The organism is Ramlibacter alkalitolerans (assembly GCF_016722765.1).
GTDB lineage: Bacteria > Pseudomonadota > Gammaproteobacteria > Burkholderiales > Burkholderiaceae_C > Ramlibacter > Ramlibacter alkalitolerans.
In genome coordinates, this window is the sequence record NZ_JAEQND010000006.1 from 127,784 (window position 1) to 147,282 (window position 19,499).

Here is a 19,499-nt window from a genome sequence, read left to right on the forward strand (position 1 = left end):
CGCTGGAGGGGGAGGGTTGGGGTGGGGGCGCTCGGCGGCGCGGGGGTTTGAACGCTGGGGTTCGCGCTTCGCGGCTCACCGCCAGCCTACGGGTCCCGCGCTATCGCGGTCACCGCCAGCCTACGAAATCCGGATCGCGATCACGTGCCGTACCCCTTCGGGTTCTGGCTCTGCCACCGCCACGCATCCACGCACATCGCGTCCAGCCCCTTGCGCGCCTCCCAGCCCAGGATCTGCCGCGCCAGCGATGGATCCGCATAGCACTGCGCCACGTCCCCCGGCCGGCGCGCGACGATCTGGTAAGGCACCTTGCGGCCGCTCGCCCGCTCGAAGGCCCGCACCACCTGCAGCACGCTGTAGCCCTGGCCGGTGCCGAGGTTCACCGTGAAGCTCTCGCCCGAGGAGAGTGCGCGCAGCGCCGCCACGTGGCCGGCCGCAAGGTCGTCGACGTGGATGTAGTCGCGCACGCCGGTGCCGTCGGGCGTCGGATAGTCGCCACCGAACACGCTCAGCTGCGGCCGCTGGCCCACCGCCACCTGCGTCACGAAGGGCATCAGGTTGTTGGGGATGCCGGCCGGATCCTCGCCGATCAGGCCGCTGGGATGCGCGCCCACCGGGTTGAAGTAGCGCAGCGTCGCGATGCGCCATGCGGGCTGCGGCTGGCGCACGGCCGCCAGCATGTCCTCGATCACCAGCTTGGTGTGGCCGTACGGGTTGGTGTGGCTGCGCGGGAAATCCTCCGTGATCGGCACGGTCGCCGGATCGCCGTACACGGTGGCGCTGCTGGAAAACACCAGCGTCGGCGGGCCCCAGCTGTCCGGCGCCAGGTACACGGCTTCCATCGCGCGCAGCAGGCTGATCGCGCCGCCGATGTTGTTCTCGAAGTACTTCAGCGGCTGCGCCACGCTCTCGCCCACGGCCTTGGAGCCGGCGAAGTGCACCACGCCGGCGATGCGGTGGCGGCGCAGCACGGCTTCCACCAGCGGCGTGTCCAGCACGTCGCCGCGCTCCACCAGCGGGTCGCGGCCGGTGATGCGCTGCAGCCGCTCGAGCACGGCCGGGTGGCTGTTGGAGAAGTTGTCGAGGATCACGGGCACGAAGCCGGCCTCGTGCAGGGCCACGAAGGTATGGCTGCCGATGTAGCCGGCGCCGCCGGTGAGCAGGATGGTCTGTTGGGTCGTCATTGGATGTCCACGGTCACGGGGGCGTGGTCGCTCGGCTGCTTCCACTTGCGGGGCGTGCGGTCGATGGCGCAGCCCGCCACGCGCGCCTTCAGCGGCTGCGAGACCAGGATGTGGTCGATGCGCAGGCCGCGGTTCTTCTGGTAGCCCAGCATGCGGTAGTCCCACCAGCTGAAGCTCTTCTCGGGCTGCTCGAACAGGCGGAAGCTGTCCACCAGCCCCAGTTCCAGCAGCTTGCGGAAGTGGTCGCGCTCCTCGCTCGTGTGGTGGATGGTCTCGCGCAGGCCCTCGGGGTCGAAAGAATCGCGGTCCTCCGGCGCGATGTTGAAGTCGCCCAGCAGCACGAGCTCGGGATGGTGGGCGATCTCCTCGCGCAGGGAGTCGCGCAGGCCGCGCAGCCAGGACATCTTGTAGTCGAACTTCTCGGTCCCCGGCGCCTGGCCGTTGACGAAGTAGCCGTTGACGAGGCGCAGCGCGCCGGCAGGCGTTTCCACCGTCACGGAAAGCAGGCGCGAGTTCTCGTCGTCGAAGCCGGCGATGTTCTTCACGATGTCGCGCACCGGGAAGCGGCTCATGACCGCCACGCCGTTGTAGGTCTTCTGTCCGAAGACGGCGCAGTGCTCGTAGCCGATGGCGCGCAGCGCGTCGAGCGGGAACTTGTCGTCCGTGAGCTTGAGCTCCTGGATGCACAGGACGTCGACGGGGTTGGCGGCCGTCCAGTCGAGGACGTGCTGCAGGCGGGCGGTCAGCGAGTTGACGTTCCAGGTGGTGATCTTCAAGGGCGGTTCCGGGCGGTGCGGTGGTTTCGGTCTGGTGCGCGCGGGCCCGCGGGCGGGGCGCTCGTCCCCGGTCCGGTGCAGCCGGCGGCCCAACTAGGGCGGGGCCCGATGCGGATTCTGCCGCACGCGTGCCAGCATGCCCTCCCGCCCATGTTGGAGGTCCCGATGATGCATTCCCTCGTCCGGTCCCTGGTGCAGGCCGCCGTCTGCAGCCTCGCCGTCCTCGCCAGCGCGCCCGCGCTGGCGCAAGCCGATTACCCGAAGCAGCCGATCCGCATGATCGTGGGCTTCGCGCCGGGCGGCATCTCCGACGTGCTGGCGCGCGCGCTCGCCGCCAAGGTCTCGAACCAGATCGGCCAGGGCGTGATCGTGGAGAACCGGCCGGGTGCCGGCACCACCATCGCCGGCGACATGGTCGCGAAGGCGCCGGCCGACGGCTACACGATCTGGCTGCAGGACATCACCACCCATGCGATCAACGCCAGCCTCTATCCCAGGCTGCCGTACGACACGGTGAAGGACTTCTCGCCGATCGCCCTCGTCGCCTCCACACCCTTGATGCTGGTGGTGCACCCGTCCTCCCCGGCCAGGAGCGTGCGCGACCTGGCGGCGCAGGCCAAGGCGGACCCGGGCAAGATGTCCTACGGCTCGTCCGGCAACGGCACGATCATCCACCTGGCCAGCGAGATGCTCAAGGCGAGCCAGGGCCTGGAGGCGGTGCACGTTCCCTACAAGGGCAGCGGGCCGGCGACGCAGGCCATCCTGGCTGGGGACGTCAGCTTCGTGTTCTCGACGATGCCGCCGGCGGTGAGCAATGCGCGGGCAGGCAAGCTGCGCGCCCTGGCCGTGACCACGGCGAAGCGCGTGCCGGCAGCGCCCGACGTGCCCACGATGGGCGAGGCGGGGGTGCCGAACTTCGAACTGGTTCTCTACACCGGGATCCTGGGCCCCAAGGGCATGGACCCGGCCATCGTGCGGCGCCTCAACGCGGAGTTCGCCAAGGCGGTGCAGAGCGAGGAGATCCGCAAGGTCTACGAGAACCTGGGCGCGGACCCGATGAGCGTCTCGCCCGAGACCTTCACGGAGATGATCGGCAAGGAGATGGTGCGCTTCGCGCCCGTCGTCAAGGCTTCCGGCGCGAAGGTGGACTAAGCGTTTTCTGTAGGCTGGCGCGCAGCGGCAGGTGAGCTGCGCGAACCCCAGCTTCCCCGCGCCCGCCGATCGCTGGGGTTCCCTCCGGTCACCGCCAGCCTACAGGTCCGGCGGCCTCAGATCCCGGCGGCCTCAGACATGGAACGCCGCCAGCCCGCCGACTGCGAGGCCGACCGCCGCCACGCCGAACATCGCGATCTCGAGCCACTTCTTCTTCGTCATCAGCGCGATGGCCGCCAGCGCGATCGACACCTGCAGCGCGGTGGTCGCCTGGGCCCAGCGATGGTGGACGTGCATCTCCGCGTCGCTCTTGCGGTCCCACTCCGTGGCTTCGGCCTCGAGCTTGTCCGCCGCCAGCTTGATCTCGGCCTTCTCCAGCTTGTAGCGGTCGATTTCCTTGCGGTAGTAGTCCTTCTTGTCCTCGGCGACGAGCGCCACGGCCAGCTCCGACAGGTTCTGCTTGCTGCTCTTGGACTGGTAGAAGTTCCACTGGTTGGACGCTTCGGTCTTCTTGATCGCGGCGTTGTTCTTGTACAGGCCCGCGTTGGCCTGGGTCGCGCCGCCCAGGTAGGCGAAGATCGCGCCGACGGTGGCGATCACCGCCGTGAACAGCGCGATCTGGTTGGTCATGCTGCCGCCGCCGACGCCGTGGTGCGCATGCTCGCCCGCGGCGTGCTGCGTCGCGTGCTCCAGTTCGTGGTCGTGGGGGCCATGGACATGGAAGGTTCCGCCAGACATGCTCAGTCCTCGTTGTGGGTGTTGTGGTAGGTAACGAAGCTGAAGGGCAATCCGTTGGCAGACACGTGGCGTTCCCTCGCCACTTCCCGCCAGCCGGCATCCAGGTGGGGCGCAGCGGTGTCGCCCTCGAAATCCGCATCGATCTGCGTCACCACGGCGACGTGCGCGCGCGGCAGCGCGAGGCGGAACACCTCGGCGCCGCCGGTGACCCAGATCGTCTCCGCGCCGGCGCCGAGCGCCAGCGCCTCGTCGAGCGAGCCGGCGCGTTCGGCGCCGTCGGCATGCCATTGCGCATCGCGGGTGATCACGATGTTGCGCCGCCCCGGCAGCGGCCGGAAGCGCGGCGGCAGCGAGTCCCAGGTCTTGCGGCCCATGATCACGGGCGCGCCCATCGTGGTCCGCTTGAAGTGCGCCAGGTCCTCGGGCAGGTGCCAGGGCAGGCTGCCGCCGTGGCCGATCACGCCGTTGCGGGACTGGGCGTAGAGGAGGGCGATCTTCATACTGCCACGGGCGCCTTGATGGCTGGGTGGCACTGGTAGTCCAGCATCTCGAAGTCCTCGTAGGCGTAGTCGAAGATCGAGGGCGGCCGGCGCCTGATGTTCAGCGTGGGATAAGGGTAGGGGGCGCGGCTCAATTGCAGCTCCACCTGCTCGTGGTGATTGCTGTAGATGTGGCAGTCGCCGCCCGTCCAGATGAAGTCGCCCACGCCCAGGTCGCACTGCTGCGCGATCATGTGCGTGAGCAGCGCGTAGCTGGCGATGTTGAACGGCACCCCCAGGAAGATGTCCGCGCTGCGCTGGTACAGCTGGCAGGAGAGCCTGCCTTCGGCCACGTAGAACTGGAAGAACGCGTGGCAGGGCATCAGGGCCATCTTCGGCAGGTCGGCCACGTTCCAGGCGCTCACGATGATGCGGCGCGAATCCGGATTGGTGCGGATCGTCTTCACGGCTTCGGCGATCTGGTCGATGTGGCCGCCGTCCGGCGTGGGCCAGCTGCGCCACTGCACGCCGTAGACCGGGCCGAGCTCGCCGTCCTCGCGCGCCCACTCATCCCAGATGGAGACGCCGCGTTCCTTCAGCCAGTTGTTGTTGCTCGATCCCGCGAGGAACCAGAGCAGCTCGTGGATGATGGACTTCAGGTGGACCTTCTTGGTGGTCACCAGCGGGAAGCCCTCGTTCAAGTCGAAGCGCATCTGGTAGCCGAACACGCTGCGCGTGCCGGTGCCGGTGCGGTCCGTCTTGGCGGTGCCATGCGTGTAGACATGGCGCATGAAGTCCTCGTACTGCGAGCGGACGGGGCGGGAAGAAGTCATCGGGGGCAATTATCGGGGGCTTTCTTACTCCTTCCCCCTCTGGGGGAAGGTCGGGATGGGGGCGCCGTGCAACTAATTCCGCCGCAGCGTTGTACGGGCGCCGGGGCGCCCCCACCCCGGCCCTCCCCCGGAGGGGGAGGGAGGAACTACAGGGCGACGACGCGCCCCGGATTCAGGATGTTCTCCGGATCCAGCGCCCGCTTCAGCGCCTGCATCATCGAGAGCGCCACCTTCGACTTGTACTGCGGCAGCTTGCCCGCCTTCAGCATGCCGATCCCGTGCTCCGCCGAGATCGAGCCGTCGAAGCGCTTGACCTGTTCGTACACCAGCGTGTTGACGCGCTCCTCGTTCTCGTCCAGGAAGGCCTTCATGTCGCCGCCCGCGGGCGCCTGCACGTTGTAGTGCAGGTTGCCGTCGCCGAGATGGCCGAAGTTCACCAGCCGCACGCCGGCGATCTCCCGCTGCAGCAGGGCGTCGGTTTCGGCGCAGAAGGCCGGGATGCGCGAGACGGGGATCGAGATGTCGTGCTTGATGTTCAGCCCTTCCTCGGCCTGTGCCAGGGGGATGGCTTCGCGGATGTGCCACAGCTGGTGCGCCTGCGTGAGGTTCTCCGCCACCACGGCATCGGCCGCGCAGCCGTCTTCCAGCGCCACCTCCAGCAGCCGCTCGAACACCGATCGCGCATGCTCCTGCGACTCCGCGTCCGCGTTTTCCAGCAGCACGCAATAGGGCACGGACTCGTACAGCGGCACCCGCAGCTGCGGATAGTGCTTCGCCACCAGCGACAGCGCGAACTGCCCCATCACCTCGAAGCCGGTGAGCCCGGCGCCCAGGTGCCGGTGTGCCAGTCCGAGCAGCGTCACCGCCGCCTGCATCGAAGGGACCGCAGCCCAGGCCGTGAGCGTGGCCGCCGGCCGCGGATAGAGCTTCATCGTGGCGCCGGTGATCACGCCGAGCGTGCCTTCGCTGCCGATGAAGAGATCGCGCAGGTCATAGCCGGTGTTGTCCTTGCGCAGGCCCGAAAGGCCGTTCCAGACCTCCCCCTGCGCGGTGACCACCTCCAGGCCCAGGCACAGCTCGCGCGTGTTGCCGTAGCGGACCACCTGCGTGCCGCCGGCATTCGTGGCCAGGTTGCCGCCGATGGTGCAACTGCCCTCGGCGGCAAGGCTCAGGGGAAACAGCAGCCCTGCGTCCGCCGCCGCCTGCTGCAGGTTCTGCAGCACGCAGCCGGCGTCGACGGTCATCGTGAGGTTGTCGCGGTCGATGCCGCGCACCCGGTTCAGGCGTGTGAGGCTCAGGACCACTTCGCGCCCCGAGGCATCGGGAACGCCGCCCACCACCAGGCCGGTGTTGCCGCCCTGCGGCACGATGGGCGCGCCGGCGGCGGCGCAGGCGCGCACGACGGCGGCCACTTCGTCGGTGCTCGCGGGGCGCACCACGGCGAGGGCCTTGCCGCGCGTGCGCTTGCGCCAGTCGGTTTCCCAGGCGGCCAGGTCGCCTTCGGTCAGGACGTGCGCGGCGCCCACGGCGCTGCGCAGATGCGAAATCAGTTCGGTCATGGCTTGGCGTTGCGCAGGCGGATCCGCACGTGCAGACCGCAGGCAACGAAGAGGATGAGGGACAGGGCGAGCTCCAGCGCAGGCGGCAGGCCCTCCGCGGTGCGCGCGGCGCCATCGAGCACGTACAGCCACACCAGCAGGCTGGTCCAGCGGTAGGTGTACATCTGGCGCTTGAGCAGCCCCGCGAGCGGAATGCACAGCGGCAGCGCCTTCAGCACCCACAGGCTCGGCCTGGCCGGCAGCCACAGGTGCCACGCGAGCTGCAGCACGATCAGCCCCAGGAGGGCGGCGACGGCGATCCAGCGCGTGGCTTCGACGACGGGCGGGACGGCGGCGGTTTCGGGGGACTGCATGTGCGGTGGCATCATAGCGACCGATGAATTGGCGCCAGCTGCTTGACGATCTCGCGCGCTTCCCCTGGCTGCCCGCCGCGCTCACCCTGCGCGAACGCTTCCGCGAGGATCGCCTGGGCCTTTCGGCCAGCAGCCTGACCTTCACGACGACCATGGCGCTGGTGCCCTTCTTCACGGTGGCACTGGCGCTGTTCACCGCGTTCCCGATCTTCGGCAAGCTGCAATCGAACCTGCAGGCGTGGCTGGTGCAGAGCCTGGTGCCGGAATCCATCGCGCGCCAGGTGCTGGGCTACCTGACGCAGTTCGCGGGCAAGGCCAGCCGGCTCGGAAGCGTCGGCCTGGCGGCGCTGCTGGTCACGGCGCTGGCGCTGGTGCTCACGATCGACCGCACGCTCAACGGCATCTGGCGTGTGCGGCGGCCGCGCCCGCTCGCCCAGCGTGTCCTGATCTACTGGGCGGCGATGACGCTCGGCCCGCTGCTGCTGGCCGCCAGCCTGAGCACCACCTCGTACGTGATCTCGGCCTCGCGGGGGCTCGTGCAGCTGCCGGGATTCTTCGCCTTCGTCATCGACGTCATCGAATTCCTGCTGCTCGCGGCGGCCCTGTCGGCGCTGTACCACTACGTGCCCAACACGCCGGTGCAGCGCGCGCACGCCATCGCCGGCGGCGCTGCGGCCGCCATCGGCATCGAGCTCGCGAAGCGGCTGCTGGCCTGGTACATCGGCAAGGTGCCCACGTATTCTGTCGTGTACGGCGCCTTCGCCACGCTGCCGATCCTGCTGGTGTGGATCTACATCGCGTGGCTGATCGTGCTGTTCGGCGCGGTGCTGGCGGCCTACCTGCCCAGCCTGCTGGCGGGGGCCACCCGCCGCCCGGGCGGCCATGGCTGGCAGTTCCAGCTGGCGCTGGAGGTGCTGCACCAGTTGCACGGCGCCCACGGATCGGCCCGGCGCGGCATGAGTGCCGGCGAGCTGTCGCAGACCATGCAGGTCGACGCACTGCAGCTGGAGCCGGTGCTGCACACGCTGGTGCAGCTCGATTGGATCGCGCGCCTGAACGAAGTCGACGACCAGGCGGCGACGCGTTTCGTGCTGCTGGCGGACGTGCAGTCGACGGCGCTGGAGCCGCTGATCCGGCATTTGCTGCTGCCGGTGTCGGACGCGACGGCCAAGCTGTGGCATACGGGGCGGCTGTCGACGATCTATCTGAAGGACGTGCTTTGAGCGGCGGGAGCGGGAGTGGGTAGGCTGGCGGTGAGCGCCGAAGGCCGAACCCCAGCGCTTCGCGCATCGCTGGGGTTTGCGCTGACGCGGCTCACCACCAGCCTACGAATGCTCCGCGCAAAGCGGCGTCATTGCGTCGCGAACGGCGCCTTCAGGAACCCCCGGAACCGTGCCCGCCCGCCGCGCACCGGCGGCGCCGTCAGCCGATAGCGCGGGAACCGCGCCAGGAAGCGCCCGATCGCAATGCGCCCCTCCAGCCGCGCCAGGCTCAGGCCCGCGCACTGGTGGATGCCGAAACCGAAGGCGAGATGGCGGTTCTCGGCCCGCTGCAGGTCCAGCACGTCGGGCCGCGCGAACTGCGCCGGGTCGCGGTTCGCGGCCCCTACGCACAGCGTGACCAGCGCGCCGGCCGGCAAGGCCACGCCGCCGATCTCGCAGGGCTGCAGCGCGCGCCGGTTCCCGAGCTGGTTGGAGGACTCGAAGCGCAGGAACTCGTCGACGGCGACGGTCATGACCGGTTCGAGCGCCTCCCAATCCGGGCGCGCGCCGATGGTGCGCAGCAACGCCTCCTTCTCACCGGGCCATTCCTGCAGCGCCACCAGCGCGTTGCCGATCAGGTTGGTCGTGGTTTCGTGCCCGGCGTTCAGGATGAAGATGCAGTTCTGCAGCAGCTCCGACTCCGAGAGCTTCTCGCCCGCCTCTTCGCCCTGGATCAGGCGCGTGAGCACGTCGTGCTCCGGGTCGCCGGGATGGCGGCGGCGGTCGGCCACCAGCACGCGCAGGTAGTCGGCGAACTCACGCACGCTGCGGTGGCCGAGGTCCTCCTGCTCGCGGGTGAGCCTGGGCTCCAACGCGCCCAGGATGGCCAGCGACCAGGCACGCAGCGGGCCGCGTTCATCGCGCGGCACGGCCAGCAGATTGCCGATGATCTCCACCGGAATGGCAGAGGCGAAATCCTCGATCAGGTCACCGCCGCCGCGCGCCTCGATGGGGTCCATCAGCGTTTCCACCAGCAGGATGAGGCCCGGCTCCATGTCGGCGATCGCGCGCCGCGTGAGCGCGCCCATGATCAGCCGGCGCACCCGTGTGTGCAGCGGCGGGTCGTTGAAGACGAGGCTGGTCGTGTGGTGTTCGAGCAGGGGCGAGCCGGCGCCGTACTTCGGCGTGAACTCGACCTTCTTGTCGGAGCTGAAGGCGTGCGCGTCGCGGTACACCGCCAGCAGGTCGGCGTGGCGGGTGAGGAACCAGGAGCCGTCCGGCATGGGCCGCACCGGCGCGCCCTCGCGCAGCGCCGCATACACCGGATACGGATTGGCGTAGAAATCGGGCGGCAGCGCGCGCAGGTCGAACCCGGCGGCGATCTCGCGCGCCCGCTCCGGGCTCATGCGCGGCGTGACCTCCATGGTCAACGCAGGAAATCGCGCAGGGCGAACAGCACCGCATCCGGCGCTTCCGTCATCATCTGGTGGCCGCCCTCCACCATGACGGTGCGCGCACCGGGCGCCTTCTTCTGCAGCGACTGCGCGGCCTTGGGTGGCGTCATCGCATCGGCCTTGCCCAGCACGAACAGGATCGGGCACTGCACCTGCGCCATCGCTGCCTCGCCGCCGGCATAGCTGTCGCAGGCCGCGAAGCCGCGGTGGAACACGTTGACGCGCGGATTGCTCGCGAGCACCCGCTTCATCAGCGCCCGCGAGCCGCCCTGCAGCCAGGTGCCGGGCCCGAGCGCCGACGGCGGCGGCGCCATCAGCGAGTGCGAGTAGACGTTGACCATGTCGATCGCCTTCATCGGCTGGTGCTGCGCGTTCTCCAGCAGGGACGGCGAGACCTTCATCGGAAAGGCGGTGCCGACCAGCGCCAGGTGCGTGACGCGCTCCGGCGACCGCGCCGCGGCCTCCAGCGCGACGAGCGAGCCGAAGCTGTGGCCCACCAATGCGGCCTTCTGCACGCCCGCGGCATCGAGCAGGGCCAGCACGAAGCCGGCCGCTTCCTCCACGCTCCCCGGAGCCTCGCCTTCGCTGCGGCAGTGGCCGGGCAGGTCGGGCGCCAGCACGTTCCAGCCGTGGTGCGCGAACCAGCGGGTCTGCAGGATCCACACGCTGTGGTCGTTCAGCACCCCGTGCAGGAAGACCACCGTGGGCTTCTCGCGATCGAAGGGCTTGCCGCCGGTGTAGCAGAAGGTCCGGGCGCCGTTGACGGTCAGTTCCATGGCGTGCTCCTCAGGCCTTTTCCGCGGCCTTCAGGGCGCGCTTGAGGTCTTCGATCAGGTCGTCGGGGTCTTCCAGACCGATCGACAGCCGGATCGTTCCGGGCCCGATGCCGGCGCTGCGCAGGGCTTCGTCCGTCATGCGGAAATGCGTGGTGCTGGCCGGGTGGATCACCAGCGAGCGGCAGTCGCCCACGTTGGCCAGGTGGCTGAACAGCTTGAGCGTCTCGATGAAGCGCTTGCCCTGTTCGCGGCTGCCCTTCATGTCGAAGCTGAACACCGACCCCGCGCCCCGGGGCAGCAGTTTGCGCGCCAGCGCGTGGCTCGGATGGGATTCCAGCATCGGATGGCCCACGCGCTCCACGAAGGCTTGTGACGCGAGGAACTCCACCACCTTGCGCGTGTTGCTCATGTGCCGTTCCATGCGCAGCGGCAGCGTCTCGATGCCCTGCAGGATCAGCCACGCCGTGTGCGGGCTCATGCTGGCGCCGAAGTCGCGCAGTCCTTCGCGCCGGGCGCGCAGCAGGAAGGCGCCGACGGTGGACTCCTCGCTGAAGACCATGCCGTGGAAGCCGTCATAAGGCGCCGTGAGTTCGGCGAAGCGGCCCGAGCGCTCCCAGTCGAAGCTGCCGCCATCGACCACCACGCCGCCGATCACGGTGCCGTGGCCGGACAGGAACTTGGTGGCGGAGTGATAGACCAGGTCCGCGCCCAGGTCGAAGGGCTTCATCAGGTAAGGAGTGGTGAAAGTGGAGTCCACCAGCAAGGGCAGGCCTGCCTCATGGGCGAGCGCGGAGACGGTGGGGATGTCCAGCACGTCGAGCCCGGGATTGCCCACCGTCTCTCCGAACAGCAGCTTCGTGTTCGGCCGGATCGCCGCCCGCCAGCCGTCGATGTCCCCAGGTTGGATGAAGGTCGTCTCGATGCCGAAGCGGCGCAAGGTGTAGTGCAGCAGGTTCTGCGATCCGCCGTAGAGTGCCGTGCTGGCGACAATGTGCGAGCCCGCCCCCATGAGGGTGGCGATCGCCAGGTGCAGCGCCGCCTGCCCGCTGGCGGTGGCGATGGCGCCGATGCCGCCTTCGAGCGCCGCGACCCGCTGTTCGAGGACCGCATTGGTCGGATTGCTGATGCGCGAATAGACGTGGCCCGAACGCTCCAGGTTGAACAGGGCGGCCGCGTGGTCGCTCGACTCGAACACGAAGGAGGTACTCAGGTGGATCGGCACGGCGCGGGCGCCGGTCGCCGGGTCCGGCGCGGCGCCGGCGTGCAGCGCCAGCGTGTCGAATCCTGGGTCGGCGTAACCGGGCATAGGCATTCCCTCCGTATTGGACTGGCCCGGATTGTGGGCTATATTCATCCGACACAGCCATGGTCCTTCCATGGCAGGCCGAACGATTGGAGGCAAGCGATGAAAGTCAGCGACATCCTGCGCGTCAAGGGCAACACGCTCTATACGGCCAACCCCGACGAGCCCTTGTCGCGCGCCATCGACCTCATGGCCGAAAAGGACATCGGCTCGCTCGTGGTGATGCACCACGGGGACCTGGTGGGCATGCTCACCTTTCGCGAGGTGATCCAGTGCATTGTCGCCAACAAGCACGTGGTGGGCAGCACCGTCGTGCGCACCGCGATGGACGACCACCCGCTGACCTGCACGCTCGAAACCGAACTGGACGAAGTGCGCCGCATGATGCTCGATCGCCACGCGCGCTACATGCCGGTGATGGACCAGCGCATGCTGATGGGCGTGATCAGCTTCTACGACGTCGCCAAGGCGGTGGTGGACAGCCAGAACTTCGAGAACCGGATGCTCAAGGCCTACATCCGCGACTGGCCGTCGTCCGAGGATTCGCAGCCGACGGCGCAGCTCTGATTCCGGTCGTCCCCCGCGCGGCCTCCTCGTAGGCTGGGGTGAGCCGCGCAGCGCGCGAACCCCAGCGCTTCGCGCATCGCTGGGGTTTCGGCTTCGCCTCCACCGCCAGCCTACCCAGGGCACGCCCTGCAGTGACCCAGCGCATCGCCACCCACAACGGATCCCACCACGCCGACGACACCTTCGGCGTCGCCGTGCTCACGGCCCTCTTTCCCGACCACATCCTGCTGCGCATCCGCGATCCCGACGAGATCGCGCGGGCCGACTTCGCCGTCGACGTCGGCGGCGAGTGGGACCCGGCGCGCGGCCGCTTCGACCACCACCAGCGCGACTTCGACGGCGCGCGCACCCGGCTCGACGCCCAGGGCCAGCCGGTGCGCGCCGAGGGCTATGCGAGCGCCGGCCTGGTCTGGCGCGAATTCGGGCCCGCCTACGTGCGGCAGGTGGCCGAGCGCATGGGCCGGCAGGTCGACGAGGCCGCGCTGGTTGCGATCGCGCAGGATGTCGATTCCGCCCTGGTGCGCTACCTGGACCTGGTCGACAACGGCGAGGACACGGTCGCGCCGGGGATCTTCGGCCTGTCCGAACTGCTGTCGCTCCTCAACACCGACTGGATGGAGGAGCAGGCCCTCACGCGCGAGGCCCACGCGGCCCTGCAGGTGGAGCGCTTCCGCGAAGGCATGGCGCTGGTGCGGCGCTTCCTCGACGCCTTCCTGCGGCGCAAGATCGGGCAACTGCTGGCCGCCGACAAGGTGCGCGCGGGCCGGCGCCTGTTCGACGGCCGCCTGCTGTACCTGCCGGAAGGCGGCATGCCGTGGACACGCGTGGTGGTGGAGGAGATGCCGGAGGTGCAGCTCGTGCTCTATCCCGATGCGGAACCGGGCCGGCACCAGATCCGCACCGTGCCGCAGCGCCCGGGTTCCTTCCACGCCCGGCTCGACCTGCCCGCCGCCTGGGCCGGCCTGCGCGACGAGGAACTCGCCGCCGTGACGGGCGTTGCGGACGCTGCGTTCTGCCACCGCAACCTGTTCATCGCCGTCGCGCGCAGCTACGAAGGCGCGCTGCGGCTGGCGGCACAGGCGCTTGGTCATAATTGAGGCCATGAGCGGCAACACCTTCGGCAAGGCCTTCGCGGTCACCAACTTCGGCGAATCGCACGGGCCGGCGATCGGCTGCGTGGTCGACGGCTGCCCGCCCGGGATGGAACTGTCCGAAGCCGACCTGCAACCGGACCTCGATCGCCGCCGTCCCGGCACCAGCCGCTACGTCACGCAGCGGCAGGAAGAGGACAGGGTGGAGATCCTCTCCGGCGTGTACGAGGGCAGGACCACCGGCACGCCGATCTGCCTCCTGATCCGCAACACCGACCAGCGCAGCAAGGACTACAGCGAGGTCGCGCGCAAGTTCCGCCCCGGCCACGCCGACTACACCTACCTCGAGAAGTACGGCCTGCGCGATCCGCGCGGTGGCGGCCGCGCCTCGGCGCGCCTGACGGCACCCATGGTGGCGGCGGCCGGGGTCGCCAAGAAGTGGCTGAAGCAGAAGTACGGCACCGAGTTCCGCGGCTGCATGCAGCAGATCGGCGACGTGGAGATTCCGTTCGAGAGCTGGGACCACGTGCTGCACAACCCATTCTTCGCGCCGGTGGCCAACGTGGCCAAGCTCGAGGCCTACATGGACGAACTGCGCAAGTCCGGCGACTCCTGTGGCGCGCGCCTGCGCGTCACCGCGACCAACATGCCGGTCGGTCTCGGCCAGCCCCTGTTCGACAAGCTCGACGCCGAGATCGCCTACGCCATGATGGGCATCAACGCCGTCAAGGGCGTGGAGATCGGCGCCGGCTTCGGCTGCGTCACGCAGCGCGGCTCCAGCCACGGCGACTCGCTGACGCCGACGGGCTTCGCCACCAACAACGCCGGCGGCGTCCTGGGCGGCATCAGCACCGGCCAGGACCTCGAGGTGTCGATCGCGATCAAGCCCACCAGCTCGATCCTGGTGCCGCGCGAAACCATCGACATCGACGGCCAGCCGACGCAGGTGATCACCAAGGGCCGCCACGACCCCTGCGTCGGCATCCGGGCGACGCCCATCGCCGAGGCGATGCTGGCGCTGGTGGTCATGGACGCCGTGCTGCGCCATCGCGCGCAGTGCGCCGACGTGCTGCCGCCACTGACCCCGCTCGCCGCTTCCGTCGGGTAGATGGCCAGCGGTCCGCAGCCGGTTGGCATCCGCCAGCTGGTGCCCTTTGCTGCGCTCTCGGCGACCTACTTCGCCCACATCGGCTTCTTCAACCCCTACCTGCCACTGTGGCTCAAGGCGCAGGGGCTGCCGATCACGATCATCAGCCTGCTGGCCTCGGTGCAGTCGGTCACGCGCGTCTTCGCGCCGTACGCCTGGGGCGCGCTCAGCGACCGCACCGGGGAGCGGGTGAAGCTGCTGCGCATCAGCGCCACGATCGCGCTGATCGCTTCACTGGGCCTGTGGTGGCCGGGCAGCGCGTGGTGGATCGGCCTGGTGCTGCTGCTGCTGTTCACGCACACCAGCTCGATGATGGGGCTGACGGAGGCGGCGATGGCGCACCTGGTCGCCGGCGACTGGGGCCGCTACGGCAAGGTGCGCCTGTGGGGCTCGCTGGGCTTCATGGCGACGGTGCTGGTGGCGGGTGCCTGGTTCGAGCGCTTCGGCATGGGCGGCTTCCCCGGCTGGACGCTGGTCACCCTGGCCGGCGTGCTGCTGTGCACCTGGTGGCTGCCGGACGCCCGGGAGGCGGCGCACGAAGGCCGCGCAGCGCACGCGCCGATCGGTGCGGCGCTGCGGCAGCCGGCGGTGCGCTGGTTCTTCGCCTCGCTGCTGTTCCACGTGATGGCGCATTTCGCGCTCTACGGCTTCCTGTCGCTGTACCTCGACGCGCTGGGCTACAGCAAGACGACCATCGGCGTGCTGTGGGCCGTCTCGGTGGTCGTGGAGGTGGCGTGGTTCTACGCCCAGGGCCGGCTGCTGCCACGCTTTGCGATGGAGCAGTGGCTGCTGATCTGCGCCCTGGCGACCGCCTTGCGCATGGCGATCACGGCGGGCCTGGCCGACTGGTTCGTCGCCTTGCTCATCGCGCAGGTGCTGCATGCGCTGACCTTCGCGACGCACCACACCGCCTGCATCGCGATGGTGACCCGGCATTTCCCCGGCCGGCTGCGGGCGCGCGGGCAGGCCCTGTTCACGGTCACCGGCTACGGCATCGGTGGCGTCGTGGGCGTGCTCGCGGGCGGGGCGATCGCGGCGCGCTGGGGCTTCCGTCCGGTGTTCGGGACGGCGGCGCTGCTGGGCCTGCTGGCCGCGTTCTGCGCCCACCGCGTGCGGGTGTTGCAGCCAGGGGAAGCCGCCCTCGTCTGACGCACGGAGCGGCACACGGGCGCCAGCAGGAATCGCCCGGACGCAGCAGAATGGCTGCATGCTCGCGGCCGCCCGCCTGTTCCGTTATCTCTGGGCCATCCCTTACACGCTGCTGGGGCTGCTGCTCGGCGGCGTCGCCGTGCTGTGCGGGGCCAGGGTGCGCCGGCACCAGGGCGTGCTGGAGATCTACGGCGGCCGCGCCGGCGATGCCATTGCGCGCCTGCCGCGCCTGTTCGGCTTTTCCGCCATGACGCTGGGCCACGTGATCCTGGCCGTCGACCGCTCGGCCCTGGTGCAGCTGCGCCGCCACGAGCACGTGCACGTGCGCCAGTACGAGCGCTGGGGCCCGCTGTTCCTGCCGGCCTACCTGCTGTCCAGCCTGGTGCAACTGCTGCGCGGCCGCAATCCCTACCGGGAAAACCATTTCGAGCGCCAGGCCTATGCGCTGGCACCGGCCCGGCGGCGGGCGGCGTCCACACAGGAGCCAGGCCCTTAAGGGCCAGCCCGGCCACACGAGGGGTCCGATTCGCTGCATCATCGATCCTGGCGAAAGGAGTTCCGAATGGACAACGTGAGTTCCCATCCCGGCGATGCCATCCGCATCATCGACCTGACCCGGCAGACGGACGTGCAGTTCTGGTGCCGCGTCTTCGACGTGAGCATGGACCAGTTGCGCGATGCCGTGCATCACGCAGGGCATCAGGTCGAGCAAGTGGAACGCTACCTGCGCCAGAAGAACATCCACGCGCTCTGATGCAGACCACGCGCCTCGGCCGCACCGGCCTGAAGGTGTCGCGCATCTGCCTGGGCATGATGACCTTCGGCACGCCGCGATGGCGGCCGTGGGTGCTCGACGAGGAGGCCTCGCGGCCGGTGGTCCGCCACGCCGTGGAACTCGGCATCAACTTCTTCGACACCGCCGACATGTACTCCGGCGGCGAGAGCGAGGTGCTCACCGGCCGCTTCCTGCGCGAGTTCTGCCGCCGCGAAGAGGCGGTGATCGCCACCAAGCTGTTCCACCCGGTGGACGTCGACTTCAAGGGCGGCGCCTCGGCGGCGCCCAAGCCGCCCCGGCGGCCCAACATGGACGGCCTTTCGCGCAAGCGCATCTTCCACGCCGTCGATGCCAGCCTGCAGCGCCTGGGCACCGACTACATCGACCTGTACCAGATCCACCGCTTCGACCACGGCACGCCGATGGAGGAAACGATGGAGGCGCTGCACGACGTGGTGAAGGCCGGCAAGGCGCGCTACATCGGCGCGAGCAGCATGTATGCCTGGCAGTTCGCGAAGATGCAGCAGATCGCGAAGGAGCACGGCTGGACCCCCTTCGTCAGCATGCAGAACCACTACAACCTCGCCTACCGCGAGGAAGAGCGCGAGATGATCCCGCTGTGCCGCGACCAGGGCGTGGGCCTGATCCCCTGGAGCCCGCTGGCGCGCGGCTTCCTCGCCGGCAACCGCCAGCGCGGCGACAAGGAAGCGGGCGCCACCGCGCGTGCCCAGACGGACGACATCGCGCAGCACTACTACTACCGCGACAGCGATTTCCAGGTGGTCGAGGCGCTCGGCGCGCTGGCCGCCCAGAAGGGCGCCAGCAATGCGACGCTGGCGTATGCCTGGCTGCTGCACAAGGGCGTCACGGCGCCCATCGTGGGTGCCAGCAAGACCTGGCAGCTGGACCAGGCCGTCGCGGCGCTCGACGTGACGCTGAGCCCCGAGGAAGTGCGCCAGCTCGAAGCACCGTACCAGCCGCATCCGGTGCTCGGCCACGTGTAGTCCGGCTCCGACGAAGCGGTCCGTCCTTTTCCGCGCCGCGGCGTGGACGGCCCGCCGCACCATGGAGGTTTGCCACAGGAGGCCGACATGGACAACAAACCCAAAGCCAGGGACCAGGCGCGCGGCGCCGGCGAAGCGACCGCCGAGAAACAGCGCGAACTGCAACGCGAGCAGGACCGCAAGGAACCCGGCGAGAGCGCCGGCGGCGGCAAGGACAAGGGCGCGCCGCAGACCAGCAGCCAGAAGTACCCCGAAGACCTGCCTTCCCAGCACCTGCAGAAGCCGGGCCAGGAAAAGGACATGGAGCTCAAGCCGCAGTTCATGGCCCCGCAGTACAAGGGCAGCGGCAAGCTCGAAGGCATGGCCGCCCTGATCACCGGCGGCGACTCCGGCATCGGCCGCGCGGTGGCGGTGCTCTATGCGCGCGAAGGGGCCGACGTGGCGATCGTCTACCTGGCCTCGCACGAGGATGCGCAGGAGACCAGGCGCTGCATCGAGAAGGAAGGGCGGCGCTGCCTGCTGATCCCGGGGGACGTGAAGGACAGCGCGTTCTGCAAGCAGTCCGTCGAGAAGACCGTCAAGGAGTTCGGCAAGCTCGACATCCTGGTGAACAACGCCGCCTTCCAGGAGCATGCGCATTCGCTGGAAGACATCACCGATGAGCGCATGCGCGAGACCTACGAGACCAACATCATGGGCTACATGCGCATGGCCCGGGCGGCGCTGCCGCACCTGAAAGCGGGCGCCTCCATCATCAACACCGGCTCGGTCACGGGCCTGCAGGGCAGCGCCAAGCTGCTGGACTACTCGGGCACGAAGGGAGCGATCCATGCGTTCACCATGTCGCTGGCCTCTTCGCTGATCGACAAGGGCATCCGCGTCAACGCGGTGGCGCCGGGCCCCGTGTGGACGCCGCTGAATCCGGCGGACGCGAGCTCCGAGGAGATCGTGGAATTCGGCAAGCAGACCGACTTCAAGCGCCCGGCGCAGCCGGAGGAGCTGTCGCCCGCCTACGTGTTCCTGGCCTCGCCGGCCTGCGCGAGCTACATCACGGGCATCGTGCTGCCGATCACGGGGAGTGTGGGCAGCTAGCAGGGCCGTCACCCCGCGCAGGCGGGGGCCCAGAGCACGCGCGCCGCGCGTGGAAAGCCCTGGATTCCCGCCTCCGCGGGAATGACGGAGTGGGCGTCACGACTTCTCCATCCGACTCACAATGGCGCCATGACGCAAACCCTCCACATCGACTTCGTCTCCGACGTGGCGTGCCCCTGGTGCGCCGTCGGGCTCGCTTCCCTCGAGCGCGCGCTGCAGAACCTGGCCGGCGAAGTGCCGGTCGAGATCCGCTTCCAGCCCTTCGAGCTCAATCCGCAGATGGGCGCCGAGGGGCAGGACGTGACCGAGCACCTGACGCAGAAGTACGGCTCCACGCCGGAGCAGCAGGCGCAGGCGCGCGCCGGCATCGCGCAGCGCGGTGCGGCGGTGGGTTTCGAGTTCCGCAAGGAAGGCCGCGGGCGCATCTGGAACACCTTCGACGCGCACCGGCTGCTGTTCTGGGCCGGCGAGCAGGGCGCGCAGCAGCAGCGTGACCTGAAGATGGCGCTGCTGCGGGCCTACCACGGCGAAGGCCGCAATCCCTCGGATCCTGCGGTGCTGGCCGAGGTCGCCGAGTCGGTGGGGCTCGATCGCAAGCAGGCCGAGGACATCCTCGCAGGCGACCGCTACGCGCAGGAAGTGCGCGACGCCGAACAGCACTGGCACAGCCTGGGCATCAGCGCCGTGCCCTCGGTGGTGATCAACAACCGCCACCTGATCCAGGGCGGCCAGCCGCCGGAGCTGTTCGAGCAGGCCTTGCGGCAGCTCGCGCAGCAGCCGGCGGGGTCGGCGACGACGGAGGCTTGAGGCGGCGGGTTCGGTAGGCTGGTGGTGAGCCGCGCAGCGCGCAAACCCCAGCGATGCG

General features: G+C 69.3%; 21 protein-coding genes. 11 read left to right on the plus strand and 10 right to left on the minus strand.

Annotation, left to right across the window (positions count from 1 at the left end):
• Nucleotides 1–140 precede the first annotated feature (140 nt).
• Together galE and xth are read right to left on the minus strand one after the other, a co-directional pair.
• Complete coding sequence (gene galE / locus JI746_RS11875) at nt 141–1,184, minus strand: UDP-glucose 4-epimerase GalE (protein ID WP_201689698.1); 1,044 nt, start codon at nt 1,182–1,184, stop codon at nt 141–143.
• On the minus strand, nt 1,181–1,960 hold the full coding sequence (gene xth / locus JI746_RS11880) for an exodeoxyribonuclease III (protein ID WP_201689699.1): 780 nt from the start codon (nt 1,958–1,960) through the stop codon (nt 1,181–1,183). Before xth ends, galE begins: the two co-directional genes overlap by 4 nt.
• A 165-nt stretch (nt 1,961–2,125) precedes the next feature.
• On the opposite strand from xth, the gene JI746_RS11885 reads away from it, so the two are divergent.
• A complete protein-coding gene (locus JI746_RS11885; RefSeq protein WP_201689700.1) occupies nt 2,126–3,112 on the plus strand; it encodes a Bug family tripartite tricarboxylate transporter substrate binding protein in 987 nt (328 codons plus the stop codon).
• Between the two features lie 132 nt (nt 3,113–3,244).
• Here the strand turns inward: JI746_RS11885 and JI746_RS11890 are convergent, their stop codons facing one another.
• The 5 genes from JI746_RS11890 to JI746_RS11910 form a co-directional block, all read right to left on the minus strand.
• On the minus strand, nt 3,245–3,850 hold the full coding sequence (locus tag JI746_RS11890; protein ID WP_201689701.1) for a DUF4337 domain-containing protein: 606 nt from the start codon (nt 3,848–3,850) through the stop codon (nt 3,245–3,247).
• 2 nt (nt 3,851–3,852) lie between these two features.
• Nucleotides 3,853–4,350 carry a dihydrofolate reductase gene (locus JI746_RS11895; RefSeq protein WP_201689702.1) on the minus strand — a complete coding sequence of 166 codons (498 nt, stop codon included), beginning with the start codon at nt 4,348–4,350 and terminating at the stop codon, nt 3,853–3,855.
• The gene (locus JI746_RS11900) at nt 4,347–5,162 is read right to left on the minus strand and encodes a thymidylate synthase (RefSeq protein WP_201689704.1); all 816 of its coding nucleotides are present in this window, start codon (nt 5,160–5,162) and stop codon (nt 4,347–4,349) included. The genes JI746_RS11895 and JI746_RS11900 overlap by 4 nt, the downstream gene beginning before the upstream one ends.
• Nucleotides 5,163–5,308: 146 nt before the next feature.
• Complete coding sequence (locus tag JI746_RS11905; RefSeq protein WP_201689705.1) at nt 5,309–6,721, minus strand: FAD-binding oxidoreductase; 1,413 nt, start codon at nt 6,719–6,721, stop codon at nt 5,309–5,311.
• Nucleotides 6,718–7,074 (minus strand): DUF2069 domain-containing protein, encoded by a 357-nt coding sequence (locus tag JI746_RS11910; RefSeq protein ID WP_201689706.1) that lies wholly within the window; start codon nt 7,072–7,074, stop codon nt 6,718–6,720. The genes JI746_RS11905 and JI746_RS11910 overlap by 4 nt, the downstream gene beginning before the upstream one ends.
• Nucleotides 7,075–7,097: 23 nt before the next feature.
• Between JI746_RS11910 and JI746_RS11915 the strand changes: the two genes are divergently transcribed.
• Nucleotides 7,098–8,297, plus strand: coding sequence for a YihY family inner membrane protein (locus tag JI746_RS11915; RefSeq protein WP_201689707.1), 1,200 nt, complete (start codon nt 7,098–7,100; stop codon nt 8,295–8,297).
• 128 nt (nt 8,298–8,425) lie between these two features.
• Here the strand turns inward: JI746_RS11915 and JI746_RS11920 are convergent, their stop codons facing one another.
• The 3 genes from JI746_RS11920 to JI746_RS11930 are packed head-to-tail and all read right to left on the minus strand — an operon-like array spanning nt 8,426 to nt 11,812.
• On the minus strand, nt 8,426–9,700 hold the full coding sequence (locus JI746_RS11920) for a cytochrome P450 (protein WP_236599776.1): 1,275 nt from the start codon (nt 9,698–9,700) through the stop codon (nt 8,426–8,428).
• 2 nt (nt 9,701–9,702) lie between these two features.
• Complete coding sequence (locus JI746_RS11925) at nt 9,703–10,506, minus strand: alpha/beta fold hydrolase (RefSeq protein WP_201689708.1); 804 nt, start codon at nt 10,504–10,506, stop codon at nt 9,703–9,705.
• A 10-nt stretch (nt 10,507–10,516) separates the two neighbouring features.
• Nucleotides 10,517–11,812 carry an O-acetylhomoserine aminocarboxypropyltransferase gene (locus JI746_RS11930; RefSeq protein ID WP_201689709.1) on the minus strand — a complete coding sequence of 432 codons (1,296 nt, stop codon included), beginning with the start codon at nt 11,810–11,812 and terminating at the stop codon, nt 10,517–10,519.
• 99 nt (nt 11,813–11,911) lie between these two features.
• Here JI746_RS11930 and JI746_RS11935 point away from each other — a divergent pair, with 99 nt between their 5' ends.
• From JI746_RS11935 to JI746_RS11975, 9 genes are all read left to right on the plus strand, one after another.
• Nucleotides 11,912–12,376, plus strand: a complete 465-nt coding sequence (locus JI746_RS11935) for a CBS domain-containing protein (protein ID WP_201689713.1) — start codon at nt 11,912–11,914, stop codon at nt 12,374–12,376.
• Between the two features lie 131 nt (nt 12,377–12,507).
• Entirely contained in the window at nt 12,508–13,473 is a 966-nt protein-coding gene (locus JI746_RS11940; RefSeq protein ID WP_330892991.1) for an MYG1 family protein, read from the plus strand.
• A 4-nt stretch (nt 13,474–13,477) separates the two neighbouring features.
• Complete coding sequence (gene aroC, locus JI746_RS11945; protein ID WP_201689714.1) at nt 13,478–14,575, plus strand: chorismate synthase; 1,098 nt, start codon at nt 13,478–13,480, stop codon at nt 14,573–14,575.
• Entirely contained in the window at nt 14,576–15,763 is a 1,188-nt protein-coding gene (locus tag JI746_RS11950; RefSeq protein WP_201689715.1) for an MFS transporter, read from the plus strand.
• 58 nt (nt 15,764–15,821) lie between these two features.
• Nucleotides 15,822–16,259, plus strand: a complete 438-nt coding sequence (locus tag JI746_RS11955; RefSeq protein WP_201689716.1) for a signal peptide prediction — start codon at nt 15,822–15,824, stop codon at nt 16,257–16,259.
• A 66-nt stretch (nt 16,260–16,325) separates the two neighbouring features.
• Complete coding sequence (locus JI746_RS11960; RefSeq protein WP_201689717.1) at nt 16,326–16,517, plus strand: DUF3606 domain-containing protein; 192 nt, start codon at nt 16,326–16,328, stop codon at nt 16,515–16,517.
• A complete protein-coding gene (locus JI746_RS11965) occupies nt 16,517–17,542 on the plus strand; it encodes an aldo/keto reductase (RefSeq protein ID WP_201689718.1) in 1,026 nt (341 codons plus the stop codon). Before JI746_RS11960 ends, JI746_RS11965 begins: the two co-directional genes overlap by 1 nt.
• 87 nt (nt 17,543–17,629) lie before the next feature.
• Nucleotides 17,630–18,634, plus strand: coding sequence for an SDR family oxidoreductase (locus tag JI746_RS11970; RefSeq protein WP_201689720.1), 1,005 nt, complete (start codon nt 17,630–17,632; stop codon nt 18,632–18,634).
• A gap of 129 nt (nt 18,635–18,763) precedes the next feature.
• Nucleotides 18,764–19,441 (plus strand): DsbA family oxidoreductase, encoded by a 678-nt coding sequence (locus JI746_RS11975; RefSeq protein WP_201689722.1) that lies wholly within the window; start codon nt 18,764–18,766, stop codon nt 19,439–19,441.
• Nucleotides 19,442–19,499: the final 58 nt, after the last annotated feature.